Source organism: Streptomyces sp. ID05-39B (assembly GCF_033794725.1).
Lineage (GTDB): Bacteria > Actinomycetota > Actinomycetes > Streptomycetales > Streptomycetaceae > Streptomyces > Streptomyces bobili.
The window spans coordinates 1-13,827 of sequence record NZ_JARGEF010000217.1; the positions used below are offsets into that span (position 1 = coordinate 1).

The window sequence follows — 13,827 nt, forward strand, 5'->3', positions numbered from 1 at the left end:
ACGACAAGGTGGGCGCGGGCGGTGCGGCCGTCGGGTGCGGTCGCGGTCACCGTGTGGACGCCCGGCGGGAGTCGGCCGAGGGAGGCGCGGGTCTCACCCTGCTCGGTCTCGATCACCAGGCGGGTGCCCTCGGGGAGGCCGGTGAGGGCGTCCTGCCCGTCGCCGTCGCTCCAGCGGACCACTGTCGGTGGCAGCAGCCGCCCGGCCAGTTCGCGTTCCCGGTCGGCCAGCGCGGCACGGGTCGCCTCCGGGGTGCCCGCGTCCACGCCGAGGGCGGCCAGGGCGCGGGTGACGGCGGCGGCCGAGGCGGTGACCGTGCGATCCGGGGAGGGCCGGAAGGACACGGCGACCCCGTGCAGTGCGGCGAGCCGGGTGAGGTCCTCTCCGAGGGGTTCGGTCATCTACGGCCTCGTGAAGTCGGAGTCCGCGGCGGCGAGCGGCGGTTCGCTGGTGAGGGGCTCGGCGTCGGGCAGCGGAGGTTCGCTGGTCAGCGGCGCCTCGGCTCGGGCGCCCTCCGCGCTGCACACGTACAGGTGGGGTTCCTCGGTGTGGGCGGACGGTACCGCCGGGCGTTTGGACTGGACCGGGAGCATGGCGTGAGTCGATGTGGCCACGGGGCCTCCTCGTATCGGGTACGGCGTCTGATCGGTTACCGCAGCCCTACCCCGCGCGGGCGAGGACTCACATTTTATGGCGCAACGTCCCCTGCGGGGGCTGCGGACGTGCGGCTGTCGAGCCCCTTCGGGACGCGGGCAGACCATGACCCAGCAAGATCAACTAGGTCAATACCCGCCGTCCCGACGCATTCCCGACGCCTTCCCGATCACAGAAAAAATGCCCCAACAAGCCATATGGGAAAAATGAATGCAACTGCAAAGCGAAAGGTTGACGATTCACGCAACGGACTGCTAGTTTCACGCCAGGCTGCAAGATCATCAGCCGCACGGGGGACGGGTAATGCGGAGCAATTGTGTACTTAGGTCCAAAAAACAGCTTCACAGGTTCCCCTCCCGTGCTCCATACACACGGAATACAGGGGAAAAGATGAAGCGCGGTACGCGTATTTCCACGGTAGTCGGCACGGCGGCAGTGATCACGCTGGCCCTGGCGCCGATCGCGGAGGCCAACTGGAGCAGCTCCATCACCGGCGCGAGCGTGGGCTTCGAGTCCCGCCGCTGGTCGGACGAGCTGTACTCGCAGGTCCGTTTCACCAACTGCAACACCGATGGCTCCGACAGCACCGATGTGCAGATGTGGAACGACATCTCGCTCCAGCCCGACGAGTCCTACGACAACAAGACGTTCACCGCCTGCTTCGGTGGCGGCACCAGCAACGGTGAGTGGACCGACCTGCCGTCGGGCATGCGCAACTACTACTTCCAGATCATGAAGATCGGGGGCTCCACCTTCGGCCCGCAGCTGAGCGTGGGCTCGGTGTCGGTGGACACCACCAAGGCCGACTAACGGCTGACAGAACAGCCGCGAGGGGTGCCCGGCCGAGGGCACCCCTCTGCGGCCTACACGTGGTTCGGTGAGACTGCATGAAATTCAGCACTACTCTGCGCAGCGGTAGCGTGCGGTGGGCTGCCCCCGTCATCCTCCTACTGACATTCCTTTACTATGCCGTAGGCCAGACAGCTCCCCTTTCAAGCTACTTCCATTATGCCCCGAGCATTGTCGCTGAACCGCTGATGACGCTCTACGCATTGGCATATGCGACGGCCGCCGCACTCGCCTGCTGGGAAAGCGGACGCCTGAGAAGCGCACGAATATGGGCGTTGGCGCCCGCACGTTCACGCTACCGAATCGCCGCCAATGTCCTGGCCCCGGTGATCGCGCTCTCGTGGCTCGTTCTGCTCCTTCCCCCGGCCGTTTCGCTCGTGCGGTCGGCGACGATGCCCACCCTCGACAGCCTGCGCCTGCCGCTCGCGGCGCTGGCGGTCTGCGTCGCACACGCCGTCATCGGATTCGCCGTCGGCTGCTGGATTCCTCGCATCATCGCCACGCCGCTCCTGGCCGTGGGCGACTGGCTTCTCGTCGCCTTCACCAGGGCGATGCTCCCCTACTGGCCCCGGCATGTCTCCGGACAGTTCGGCAGCATCGGCTTCGGTGAGGTTCCCCGGCTCGTCACGACAGCAGTGCCCCTGATGCTGGCCGGCGGCATCGCCGTCGGGCTGATGATCCTCTGGCTTCCCCACGGGTGGCGCGTGCTGCGGGTCGCCGTCGCGGCCGTGGTCGCCGTGGCCGGCGCTCTCGGGGCCTACCGCACAGCCTCCGACTGGCCGGCCGGTCCGCCGATCACCACCGGGAACGTGGCCATGGAGTGCACGGGCACCGCCCCGCGCATGTGCGTACCGGAGTTCAACGCGCGCTATCTGCCGCAGGTCCAGCGCGACACCGCCAAGGTACTCAGCGTCCTGCGGGACGCCGGTGCGACCTCGGCCCGGCCACGGCTGATCACCGACGGCTACGTCGACGGCCGCCACCAGAAGCCTTCCACGGACACCGAGTGGCGCATGATGCTGACCGTTCCGGTGCAGCGAGGTGACGCGGCATATCAGGTCGTCGTGCGGGCTCTGAAGTTCCGCTGCAAGGAGGTCGACGTCCGCACCGCTCACTCGGCCTGGCTGTGGGGCGCCATCAAGACCGGTCAGGAGAAGGCGTACGTCATGCGCCGCGAACAGGAGGGGCTGGATCCCACGGCCCGGGAACTGGAGAAGCAGGTCAAGGCCGACGTCACTCGTGTGCTGACCGAACCGCCGGCCGAGCAGACCGAGTGGATCAAGCAGACGCTCGAGACCTGCGAGGCGAAGACATCGTGACATGGTGGTTCAAGGCCCGTCGGGCGCACACCCTGCTGCCGCTCGCCCTTGTCCTCTTCGCCGCCGCGCTCTACGCGGTGCAGGACACCACGGTGTTGCTTCCGGCCATCACCGGCAGCCCACGCGTCGCGCTCTCCCTGTTCGTCCCGGTACCGCTGTTCGCCATCCTGATGGCGATGCTGGAATCCCGGCTTCCGGCGGCCGAGTCCTCCGGGGTACGGTCCATGGCGCGCTTCGACAACCTGCTCGTCACCGCGGTCATGGCGGCGGCGGTCGTGTGCAGCGTCGTCGTGGCGGCCATGCAGGGAAGCGGCGCGGCCACGACCGGGGGGCGCAACGCCCTGTTCCTGACCGGCCTCATGCTGCTCGGGCGTGCCTGGGTCGGGCAAGGAGCCGTGATGCTTCCCGTGGGGTGGCTGGTCACCGTCTCAGTCATCGGGTTCCGCGGGAACGTCCCGCGCTCCTGGACCGTCATCGCGCTTCCCGTGGACGACCTGTTCGCGGCAGCCGCCTCCCTGGTGGTGTTCGCCCTCGGCCTCGCCGCCCAGATCCGCTCGTCGAGGAAAACAGCGTGACACTCGAACTCCGCAACTGCACCTACGGCTACCGGCGCTGGCAGCAGCCGATCCTGCGGGACTTCTCCTACGCCCTGCCGGAAGGCCTCACCGTCCTGCTCGGTCCCAACGGTGCCGGCAAGTCGACACTGCTGAAGCTCGCGGCGTCGGTGAACAAGCCCCAGAAGGGGCAAGTGACCCTGGACGGGGCGCCGGCGGGCACGCCCGCCTACCGGCAGGCGGTGGCCTGGATGCCGCAGGACATCGTGCCCATGCCCACACTCACGGCACGTGAGTACGTCGCCTACATCGGCTGGCTCAAGGGCATGAACCGTACGGACGCCTGGAAGCAGGCCCGTAAGGCCCTGGCGCGCGTGCAGCTCACCGACAAGATCGAGGCCCGCACGAGCCGGCTCTCCGGCGGCCAGCTGCGGCGCGTCGGCGTCGCGGGGGCACTCGTGCACGGCGCCCGGGTCCTGTTGCTGGACGAGCCCACCGCCGGCATGGACCCCTACCAGCGCCGGGTGTTCCGCGACATCCTGCGCGGACTCACCGACGACGTGCGCGTCCTGCTGTCCACGCACGACGTCGCCGACCTCGCGGAGGAGGCGGACCACGTCACGGTCATGTACGAGGGGCAGGTCCTGCACCACGGGAACACGGACACCTTCCTGGCCCACACCCCGCCGGGAACCCTGGAGGGGCGCGCGGCCGAGGCGGCGTACACCGCCCTGCTGACGAGCCGGAACGTCGCCGCCTGACGCCGGGGACGGGCTGTCGGAGCCCCCGACACCGCGGTCGGCCCCGACAGCAAGGCACACAACGGCCCGGAGCGGTCAGGCGGAGATGCCGTCGATCCGGGCCAGGGCGTCATCCGCGCCGAACGGTCGCAGGTACGGCAGCCGGCGCGGGTCCCAAGGGCCGGTCCCGACGATGCGCCAGGCCAGACCGGTGGGCGGGGCCAGGACGCCGCCGGCGAATCCGCCCGTGGGACGCCGACCGGCGGGGCCAGCGGTTACGGGCCGGCGGTTACGGGCCGGCGATCTGCCGGTTCCACGGCGTGTCCCTGGCCCGTAGCCACCGATCGCCCGGGCTCGGCGAAGTCACCGACAGCATCCGGCGAGGGGTGGGGCCCCTACTTGGCCGACGCCGGCGGGGTCAGCGGGGAAGCCGCCGCCGCCTGCGGGGACGCCGTGTTGGAGTAGACCGACGGGGCGGCGACCCCGGCCGTCGGGTCCAGTGCGGGGTCCTCCTCCGGCGGGACGGTGGGACCGCCGACGATGCGGATGTCCGCCGCGTCGAAGGCCCGCTTGATGCGCCAGCGCAGTTCGCGCTCGACGGTGAGGGACTTGCCGGGCATCGTCTTCGCGGAGACCCGGACCACCATCGAGTCGATCAGCACGCTGTCCAGGCCGAGCACCTCGATCGGGCTCCAGAGGAACTCGTTCCAGGGCTCCTCCTTGTTCATCTTCTCGGCGACCTCTACGAGCGTGGCCTTGACGCGGTCCAGGTCCTCGGACGCCTTGACCGTGACGTCGACCCCGGCCGTCGCCCAGCCCTGCGAGAGGTTGCCGATCCGCTTGACCTCGCCGTTGCGGACGTACCAGATCTCGCCGTTGTCGCCGCGCAGCTTGGTGACGCGCAGGCCGACCTCGATGACCTCGCCGGAGGCGACACCCGCGTCGATCTGGTCGCCGACGCCGTACTGGTCCTCCAGGATCATGAACACGCCGGACAGGAAGTCCGTGACCAGGTTCCGGGCACCGAAACCGATCGCGACGCCCGCGACACCGGCCGACGCCAGCAGCGGGGCCAGGTTGATCTCGAAGGTGCCGAGGACCATCAGGGCCGCGGTGCCGAGGATCAGGAAGCTGGCCACCGATCGCAGCACCGAACCGATCGCCTGCGACCGCTGACGGCGCCGCTCGACGTTGACCAGCAGCCCGCCCAGCGTGGTGCCGTCGACCGCCTGGACCGTGCGGTTCATCCGGTCTATGAGCTTGGTGATGGCCCGCCGTACCACCACTCTCAGGATCGCGGCGATCACCAGGATCAGCAGGACGCGCAGGCCGATCGCGAGCCACGTCGACCAGTTCTCCTCTACCCAGCCGGCGGCGTTCGTCGCGCTCTCCTGGGCGTCCTGGAGCGACGGGACGGTCACGGCGGTCGGCGACTCCGAGGGGGTCGGCGTCGGCGAAGAACCGGCGGCCGTCAGGACGGCGGGCAAGGACACGGCAGGTACCTCCAGGTGCGGCGCTGCTCCCTCCGGCGTTGCGGTCAAGGTGGTCCAGGTCACGAAAAGGTCACCGGTGGGGCAGGAGCACCACACTAACGGGGCACTGTGTGTGCGTCGGCCGGATGTGTGGAGGAGAGACCGTGCTCACCCGCGCTTGAACAGGCCGGGGCGCGGGGGATGTATCCGGGTGTGGTCGAAAACACTCCCAGCCCGTTACCGGGACATGGTGGCGCGTCCACCAGGCAAGAGGAGAGACTGACGTCAGATCGTCCCGGCGCGAGCCACGCGCCGCCGACGCCCAAGGAGGCATCCGTGCCGCATGTCCTGGTCCTGAACGCGTCGTACGAGCCCCTCGGCGTCGTACCGCTCCGCCGCGCGCTCGTCCTCGTCCTGGAGAACAAGGCAGTCTCCCTGGAGGAGTCCGGCGCCTTCCTGCACAGCGCGACCGTCACAGTCCCCGCACCCAGCGTGGTCCGGCTCAAGCGATTCGTCCGGGTTCCCTACCGGGGGCCCGTTCCTCTCACCCGCCGGGCGCTGTTCGCCCGTGACGGGGGCCGGTGCATGTACTGCGGTGGCGTCGCAACCAGCGTCGACCACGTCATCCCGCGCAGCCGCGGGGGCAAGCACGTGTGGGACAACGTCGTGGCGTCCTGCCGCCGCTGCAACCACACCAAGGCCGACCGTCACCTCGTCGAGATCGGCTGGCGACTGCGGCACAAACCCGCCCCGCCCACCGGTCTGGCCTGGCGCATCATCGGGACCGGCCATCGGGACCCGCGCTGGCTGCCGTACCTGCAACCGTACGGCGCGGATGACGCCCTGGCCCGGATCGACGGCATCTCCGCCTGACCGATCCGGGCTTTTGCATGCCCCGTGGCCCGCGCCGGCCACGGGGCCCCGGCCGGACGAGCCGGTACAGGGCGACGAAGCCGGTGCCCGGACACAGTCCTGACCCCGACGCTGTCGGCGGCTCCGCTCGGCGGACGCCCGGCCGGCGGCGTAACAAGAGCATCGCGTCGGGTGACGCACTCCCCCTCGTGATTCCGCGCTCCCCCGACTCCTCCCGGCCGCGCTGCCTCACCACCTCCCGCCGTACTCCCGCAGCACCTCCCGCCGTACTCCCTTGACGCCTCCCGGCCGTCGGGCTTACCTTCCGTTCACCGAACAGGAAACCTTCCTAACAGTGATCATGAGAAGCTGAGCGGCCGAGAGAGGCAGGTGCACACCCCATGGCAGGAACCGCCGGTACGCCGGGCACCCCGCGCGTCCTGCGCGCCATGAACGACCGCGCCGCCCTGGACCTGCTGCTGGCGCACGGCCCCCTGTCACGCACCCGGATCGGCAAGCTCACCGGCCTGTCCAAGCCGACCGCGTCCCAGCTCCTGGCCCGTCTTGAGGCGGCCGGGCTGGTCCTGGCCACCGGCACCACCGAGGGACGGCCGGGACCCAACGCCCAGCTGTACGGGGTGAACCCGGCCGCCGGTCACGCCGCGGGCCTCGACGTCACCCCCGAACGGGTCCTCGCCGCCGTCGCCGACATCACGGGCCGCACGGTGGGCACGTACGAGGTGCCCGCGCCCGGCAGGAAGAGCGCGGGGGACGTCGTACGGCAGGTCACCGGGGCGCTGGACGGCGCGGTGAAGTCCGCCGGGCTCGCCCGGGACGACGTGCGGCGGCTGGTCGTCGCCACGCCGGGCGCCTTCGACCCCACCACCGGCCGGCTGCGCTACGCCTCCCACCTGCCCGGCTGGCACTCCCCCACGCTGCTCGACGACCTCGCGGCGGCCCTGCCGATGCCGGTCGAGTACGAGAACGACGTCAACCTCGTGGCCGTCGCCGAACAGCGGCTCGGCGCGGCCCGCGGGCACGAGGACTTCGTGCTGCTGTGGAACGAGGACGGCCTCGGCGCCGCCCTCGTCCTCGGTGGCCGGCTGCACCGCGGCTGGACCGGCGGCGCGGGCGAGGTCGGCTTCCTGCCCGTGCCGGGCGCACCCCTGGTCCGGCAGGTCACCCGGGCCAACAGCGGCGGCTACCAGGAACTGGCCGGTTCGCAGGCCGTACCCAAACTGGCCCGCGAACTCGGCGTCACCGGCATCCCGGCCGGGCCGTACGCCGAGAGCGCCGCCGCCCTCGTCGCACGGGCAGCCGCCGAGGAGGACGGCCCGCTGCGGGAGCTGCTCGGCACCTACGCGACCCGGCTCGCGACCGGTCTCGCCTCCCTCGTCTCCGTCCTCGACCCCGAACTCGTCGTCCTCAGCGGCGCCTCCCTCACCGCCGGCGGCGAGGTGCTGCGCGCCCTCGTCCAGGCGGAACTGGAGGAGCTGGCCGCATCCCGGCCGAAGCTGGTCGTCGGCGAGGTCACCGAACGGCCCGTGCTGCGCGGCGCGCTGGAGAGCGCCCTGGCCGCCACCCGCGACGAGGTCTTCGACACCTCGCGCTGAACACCCGTTGCCCCCCCCGTCACCCTCATCGCTGCCATGCCCGTCCCTGGGAGGCCCCGTCATGCCCACACGCATCCCCGAAACGGCCCGGAAAGCGGCCTTCGCCCTGACCGCGTCCCTGGCCCTGCTCGCCACCGCCTGTACCGGCCAGGCCTCCTCCGGCGCCGACGACGACCCCTCGAAGGAGACCACCCTCACCTTCTGGCACGCGTGGAGCGCACCCGGCGAGGTGAAGGCCGTCAAGGACCTGGTCGCCGGGTTCGAGAAGACACATCCCGACATCCACGTGAAGGTCGTCGGCAACATGACCGACGACAAGATCAACCAGGCGCTGCGCGCGGGCGGTTCGAAGGCGCCCGACGTGATCTCGTCGTTCACCACCAACAACGTCGGCAAGTTCTGCTCCTCGGGCGCCCTGGTCGACCTGAACCCCTTCTTCGAGAAGGCGGACATCGACCCGGAGACGACGTTCCCCAAGGCCATGAACCAGTACACCCAGTTCGAGGGCGACCGCTGCGCGGTGCCGCTGCTGGGCGACGCGTACGGCCTCTACTACAACAAGACCGCCTTCGCGAAGGCCGGGATCGGCGGACCGCCGAAGACCTGGTCCGAGTTCGAGACCGTCGCGAAGAAGCTGACGGTCCCCGAGGGCGACAGCTACGAGCAGCTCGGGTTCATGCCGAACTACCACGGCTGGGAGTCCACGACCGAGCACTACCTCGGCCAGTTCTCGCCGACGTACTTCGACCAGGACGGCAGATCCACCGTGGCCACCGACCCGGCCGTGGAGGCCGGGTTCGTCCTCCAGAAGAAGCTCGTCGACTCCCTGGGCGGCTACCGCAAGCTGGAGAAGTACCGGGCCGGCCTCGGTGACGAGTGGGGTCCCAAGCACCCCTTCCACACCGGCCAGGTGGCCATGCAGCTCGACGGCGAGTGGCGGCTCGGCATGGCCCTGGAGGCCGAGCCCGGCTTCGAGATCGGCGTCGCCCCGCTGCCCGTCCCCGACGACCAGCTGGACCAGTACGGCAAGGGCTACATCACCGGCACCATCGCCGGCATCGCCGCCACCAGCACGAAGCAGAACGCGGCCTGGGAACTGGTGAAGTACATGACGACCGACACGGACGCGGTCGTGAACTTCTCCAACGCCATCCACAACGTGCCCTCGACGCTCGCCGCCCTCAAGTCGCCCAAGCTGACGTACGACCCGCGCTTCAAGACCTTCCTCGACATCGCCGCCAACCCCGACTCCACCACCTCCCCGGCCTCCGTCAACGGCGGCGTGTACCTCTCGACGCTCCAGCAGCTCGGCTTCGACTACGAGAGCGGCAAGCTGAAGGACCTCAAGGGCGGCCTGAGGAAGACGGCCGCGCAGATCGACACGGACATCGCGCAGGCGAAGTAACCGTGAGCACCCCTGCGCCGAAGCCGAACCCGTCGAAGTCGAACACGACGAGGCCGGGCACGTCCAAGTCCCCCACGCTGAGGTCGAAGCGCCGCCGGTCGGCGCTGCGTACCGCCGCCTTCCTGTCGCCGTGGCTGATCGGCTTCACGGTGTTCTTCGCCTACCCGCTGCTGTCCACCGTCTACTTCTCGTTCATGCACTACGACGGCTTCAAGCCGCCGTCCTGGGCCGGGACGAGGAACTGGACCTACGTCTTCGAGCACTACCCGTACTTCTGGCCCGCCCTGCGCAACACCCTGTGGCTGGTCCTGGTGATGGTCACCCTCCGGGTCCTCTTCGGACTCGGCGTCGGCCTCCTCATCACCAGGATCAAGACCGGTACGGGCGTCTTCCGCACCCTCTTCTACCTGCCCTACCTCGCCCCGCCGGTCGCTGCGACCATGGCCTTCGCCTTCCTGCTCAACCCCGGCACCGGACCGGTCAACTCGCTCCTGGAGGGCGCCGGCATCCCGGCACCGGGCTGGTTCAACGACCCCGTCTGGTCCAAGCCGGCTCTCACCCTGCTCGCCCTGTGGGGCGTCGGTGACCTGATGGTCATCTTCATGGCCGCGCTGCTCGACGTACCGAAGGAGCAGTACGAGGCGGCGGAACTGGACGGCGCGTCGGCGTGGCAGCGGTTCCGGTTCGTGACGCTGCCGAACATCTCGCCGATCATCATGTTCGCCGTCGTCACCGGCGTCATCCAGACGATGCAGTACTACACGCAGCCGCTGGTCGCCGGGAAGGTCGCCTCGGGCGTCATCCAGGGCGCGGGCACGCTGTTCGAGCCCGGTTACCCGGACAGGTCGACGCTCACCCTCCCCCAGCTCGTCTACAACCTCGGCTTCCAGCGCTTCGACTACGGCTCGGCCTGCGTGGTCGCCCTGGTCCTCTTCGCCCTGTCGATGGCGTTCACCGCGTTGCTGATGCGGCGCCGGGGCGGGCTCATCCAGGCAGGTGACTGAACCCATGACCCAAGTACTCGACAGACCGGCGGAGTTGCCGGCCACCATCACCCCGGCGGCACGCACGGCCCGCCGCCGCGCCCTGCTGGAGTGGATCGCCGTCCACTCCCTCGGCGTGGCCGCCGCCCTCTTCTTCACCCTGCCCTTCGTGTTCGTGCTCCTCACCTCCCTGATGAGCGACTCGCAGGCCCTCAGCCGGAACCTGATCCCAGACCCCTGGCAGTGGGACAACTACCGGCGCGTCCTCGACACCCCCGGCTTCCTCACCTGGTGGCGCAACACCCTGCTGTACGCCGGTCTCGGCACCGTCCTGACCGTCGTGTCCTCGCTCCCGGTGGCGTACGCGCTCGCCAAGTTCCGCTTCCGGGGCCGCAGTCTGACGCTGATGCTCGTCATCTCGATGATGATGCTGCCGCCGCAGGTCGTCGTGATCCCGATGTACCTGTTCTGGGCCAAGCAGCTCGACCTGTCGGGCACGCTGTGGCCGCTGATCGTCCCCATGGCGTTCGGCGACGCCTTCTCCATCTTCCTGCTGCGGCAGTTCCTGACGACCATCCCGAACGAGTACGTCGACGCGGCCAAGGTCGACGGCTGCGGCGAACTGCGCACCCTGTTGCGGGTGGTGGTCCCGATGGCCAGGCCGGGCATCGCCGCCGTCGCCCTCTTCCAGTTCTTCTACGCCTGGAACGACTACTTCGGCCCCCAGATCTACGCCTCCGAGAACCCCGGGGCCTGGACACTGAGTTACGGCCTGGAGTCCTTCAAGGGAGCGCACCACACCGACTGGAACCTCACCATGGCCGCCACCCTGCTGGTCATGGCCCCCGTGATCCTCGTGTTCTTCTTCGCCCAGAAGGCGTTCGTCGAGGGCGTCACCCTGACCGGAGTGAAGGGTTAGCCCGGATATGAAACTGACCGTGGTCGGCGGAGGCTCGACCTACACGCCCGAACTGATCGACGGCTTCGCCCGTCTGCGGGACACCCTGCCGATCGAGGAACTGGTCCTCGTCGACCCGGCCGCCGACCGGCTCGAACTCGTCGGCGGACTCGCCCGGCGCATCTTCGCCCGGCAGGGCCACCCCGGCCGGATCGTCACCACCGCCGACCTCGACGCCGGAGTCGACGGAGCCGACGCCGTCCTGCTCCAGCTCCGCGTCGGCGGCCAGGCCGCCCGGCAACAGGACGAGACCTGGCCCCTGGACTGCGGCTGCGTCGGCCAGGAGACCACCGGCGCCGGCGGCCTCGCCAAAGCGCTGCGCACCGTCCCCGTGGTCCTCGACATCGCCGACCGGGTCCGCCGCGCCAACCCGCGCGCCTGGATCATCGACTTCACCAACCCGGTCGGCATCGTCACCCGCGCCCTGCTCCAGGCCGGGCACCGGGCGGTCGGCCTGTGCAACGTGGCCATCGGCTTCCAGCGCAGGTTCGCCGGACTGCTGGGCGTCACCCCGTCCGAGATCCACCTCGACCACGTGGGCCTCAACCACCTCACCTGGGAGACGGCGGTACGCCTCGGCGGCCCCGAGGGCGAGGACGTCCTGCCCGCGCTGCTCACCGGCCACGGCGACGCCATCGCCGCCGACCTGCACCTGCCACGCCCCCTGCTGGCACGGCTGGGCGTCGTCCCGTCCTACTACCTGCGCTACTACTACGCCCACGACGAGGTCGTCCGCGAACAGCGCACCACACCGTCCCGGGCGTCGGAAGTAGCCCGGATGGAACGCGAGTTGCTCCGGATGTACGCCGACCCGGCCCTCGACGAGAAACCGGCACTGCTGGCGAAGCGGGGCGGCGCCTACTACTCCGAGGCGGCCGTGGACCTCGCCGCCGCCCTGCTCACCGGCTCCGGCAGCCCCTACCAGGTGGTCAACACGTACAACAACGGCACGCTGCCCTTCCTGCCCGACGACGCGGTCATCGAGGTCCAGGCGGCGGTAGGCCCCAAGGGCCCCACCCCGCTGCCGGTGACACCGGTCGACCCGCTGTACGCGGGCCTGACGGCCAACGTCGCCGCCTACGAGGACCTCGCCCTGGACGCGGCCCTGCGCGGCGGCCGCGACCGCGTCTTCCGGGCCCTCCTCGCCCATCCCCTGATCGGCCGGCACGCGCACGCCGAGACGCTGACCGACAGACTCCTCGCACACAACCGGGAGCATCTCGCGTGGGCCTGACCGCACGTGTCCTCGCCATCGACGCGGGCAACAGCAAGACCGACGTCGCCGTCGTGGCGGCCGACGGGGAGGTTCTCGCCACGGCCCGCGGCGGCGGCTTCCGCCCGCCCGCGGTGGGCGTGGGCCCGGCCGTGGACGCCCTCGCGGACGCCGTCACGCGCGCGTACGCCGCCGCCTGCGTCACCTCCGTGACCCATGTCTCGGCGTGCCTCGCCAACGCCGACCTGCCCGTCGAGGAGGAACAACTGGCGGCGGCGCTGCACGCGCGGGGGTGGGGCCAGACCGTCGAGGTCCGCAACGACACCTTCGCGATCCTGCGGGCCGGCGTCGCCGAACCCCGGGGCGTGGCCGTCGTCTGCGGCGCCGGCATCAACTGCGTCGGCATGCGCCCCGACGGCCGCACCGCCCGCTTCCCCGCGCTGGGGCGGATCTCCGGCGACTGGGGCGGCGGCTGGGCCCTCGCGGAGGAGGCCATGTGGCACGCCGCCCGCGCCGAGGACGGCCGGGGCCCCGCGACCGCCCTGGCGCACACCCTCCCGGCCCACTTCGGCCTCGACACCGTGTACGCCCTCATCGAGTCCCTCCACCTGGAACGCCTCCCCCCGGCCCGGCGCCACGAGCTGACCCCGGTCCTCTTCGCGACGGCTTCCGGCGGTGACGCGGTGGCCCGCACCCTCGTCGGCCGCCTGGCGGCGGAGGTCGTCTCGATGTCCGTGGTCGCCCTGACCCGCCTGGACCTCCTGGAGGAGGAGACCCCGGTCCTCCTCGGCGGAGGAGTCCTGACAGCGGGCCACCGCCAACTGGACGAAACGATCAGCGAACTGCTGGCAGCCGAGGCCCCGAAGGCAGTCCCGCAGGTGGTCCGCCAACCCCCGGTCCTGGGAGCGGCACTCCTGGGCCTGGACCGGGTAGGAGCAGGCCCCGAGCCGCAGAAACGGGTCCGCTCCCACTTCGGGACGTGACCGGCGCGGGTGGCGGGGGCCACGCGATCGGGCGCTGCCGGGCCGCCGCCCGCACCCACCCGCGGCCCGGCCGACCTGGCGCCACCAACTCCGTGACTGCACCCACCAAGGGGCGCGGAGAACTGCTCGACCGGCCACGACGGCACCCGCACCAGCGACGCGATCGGGTCCGGAACGGCACGGGCCGGCACCTCGGGGGCGGCGGCGGGCTTGGGCCCGATCTGTTCCCTGC

General features: G+C 70.5%; 13 protein-coding genes and 2 pseudogenes. 11 read left to right on the forward strand and 4 right to left on the reverse strand.

What is annotated here, in order from left to right; genetic code table 11:
* A pseudogene (locus tag P1P75_RS32390) lies at positions 1-401 on the reverse strand (4-alpha-glucanotransferase); the annotation flags it as partial.
* Entirely contained in the window at positions 402-593 is a 192-nt protein-coding gene (locus P1P75_RS32395) for a hypothetical protein (RefSeq protein WP_319262332.1), read from the reverse strand.
* Between the two features lie 451 nt (positions 594-1,044).
* Here P1P75_RS32395 and P1P75_RS32400 point away from each other — a divergent pair, with 451 nt between their 5' ends.
* The 4 genes from P1P75_RS32400 to P1P75_RS32415 all read left to right on the forward strand — a co-directional run bounded on the left by P1P75_RS32400 (position 1,045) and on the right by P1P75_RS32415 (position 4,137).
* Positions 1,045-1,464, forward strand: a complete 420-nt coding sequence (locus P1P75_RS32400) for a hypothetical protein (protein WP_319262315.1) — start codon at positions 1,045-1,047, stop codon at positions 1,462-1,464.
* A gap of 365 nt (positions 1,465-1,829) precedes the next feature.
* Complete coding sequence (locus P1P75_RS32405; protein ID WP_319262316.1) at positions 1,830-2,822, forward strand: hypothetical protein; 993 nt, start codon at positions 1,830-1,832, stop codon at positions 2,820-2,822.
* Positions 2,819-3,397 carry a hypothetical protein gene (locus P1P75_RS32410; RefSeq protein ID WP_319262318.1) on the forward strand — a complete coding sequence of 193 codons (579 nt, stop codon included), beginning with the start codon at positions 2,819-2,821 and terminating at the stop codon, positions 3,395-3,397. The genes P1P75_RS32405 and P1P75_RS32410 overlap by 4 nt, the downstream gene beginning before the upstream one ends.
* The gene (locus P1P75_RS32415) at positions 3,394-4,137 is read left to right on the forward strand and encodes an ATP-binding cassette domain-containing protein (RefSeq protein WP_319262320.1); all 744 of its coding nucleotides are present in this window, start codon (positions 3,394-3,396) and stop codon (positions 4,135-4,137) included. Before P1P75_RS32410 ends, P1P75_RS32415 begins: the two co-directional genes overlap by 4 nt.
* A 75-nt stretch (positions 4,138-4,212) precedes the next feature.
* On the opposite strand, the pseudogene P1P75_RS32420 reads toward P1P75_RS32415, so the two are convergent.
* Both P1P75_RS32420 and P1P75_RS32425 read right to left on the reverse strand, forming a co-directional pair.
* A pseudogene (locus P1P75_RS32420) lies at positions 4,213-4,338 on the reverse strand (HNH endonuclease); the annotation flags it as partial.
* 173 nt (positions 4,339-4,511) lie between these two features.
* Positions 4,512-5,609: a mechanosensitive ion channel family protein gene (locus tag P1P75_RS32425; protein WP_319262321.1), complete on the reverse strand. Its 1,098-nt coding sequence runs from the start codon at positions 5,607-5,609 to the stop codon at positions 4,512-4,514.
* Positions 5,610-5,924: 315 nt separating this feature from the next.
* Between P1P75_RS32425 and P1P75_RS32430 the strand changes: the two genes are divergently transcribed.
* The 7 genes from P1P75_RS32430 to P1P75_RS32460 all read left to right on the forward strand — a co-directional run bounded on the left by P1P75_RS32430 (position 5,925) and on the right by P1P75_RS32460 (position 13,595).
* Positions 5,925-6,461: an HNH endonuclease gene (locus P1P75_RS32430; RefSeq protein WP_150471038.1), complete on the forward strand. Its 537-nt coding sequence runs from the start codon at positions 5,925-5,927 to the stop codon at positions 6,459-6,461.
* 380 nt (positions 6,462-6,841) lie between these two features.
* On the forward strand, positions 6,842-8,053 hold the full coding sequence (locus tag P1P75_RS32435; protein ID WP_319262322.1) for an ROK family transcriptional regulator: 1,212 nt from the start codon (positions 6,842-6,844) through the stop codon (positions 8,051-8,053).
* A 61-nt stretch (positions 8,054-8,114) separates the two neighbouring features.
* A complete protein-coding gene (locus tag P1P75_RS32440; protein ID WP_319262324.1) occupies positions 8,115-9,458 on the forward strand; it encodes an ABC transporter substrate-binding protein in 1,344 nt (447 codons plus the stop codon).
* Between the two features lie 77 nt (positions 9,459-9,535).
* Positions 9,536-10,462 (forward strand): sugar ABC transporter permease, encoded by a 927-nt coding sequence (locus P1P75_RS32445; protein WP_319262333.1) that lies wholly within the window; start codon positions 9,536-9,538, stop codon positions 10,460-10,462.
* A gap of 4 nt (positions 10,463-10,466) precedes the next feature.
* The gene (locus P1P75_RS32450) at positions 10,467-11,360 is read left to right on the forward strand and encodes a carbohydrate ABC transporter permease (protein WP_319262326.1); all 894 of its coding nucleotides are present in this window, start codon (positions 10,467-10,469) and stop codon (positions 11,358-11,360) included.
* Between the two features lie 7 nt (positions 11,361-11,367).
* Positions 11,368-12,633, forward strand: a complete 1,266-nt coding sequence (locus tag P1P75_RS32455) for a 6-phospho-beta-glucosidase (RefSeq protein ID WP_319262328.1) — start codon at positions 11,368-11,370, stop codon at positions 12,631-12,633.
* Entirely contained in the window at positions 12,624-13,595 is a 972-nt protein-coding gene (locus P1P75_RS32460; protein WP_319262330.1) for a BadF/BadG/BcrA/BcrD ATPase family protein, read from the forward strand. Before P1P75_RS32455 ends, P1P75_RS32460 begins: the two co-directional genes overlap by 10 nt.
* Positions 13,596-13,827: the final 232 nt, after the last annotated feature.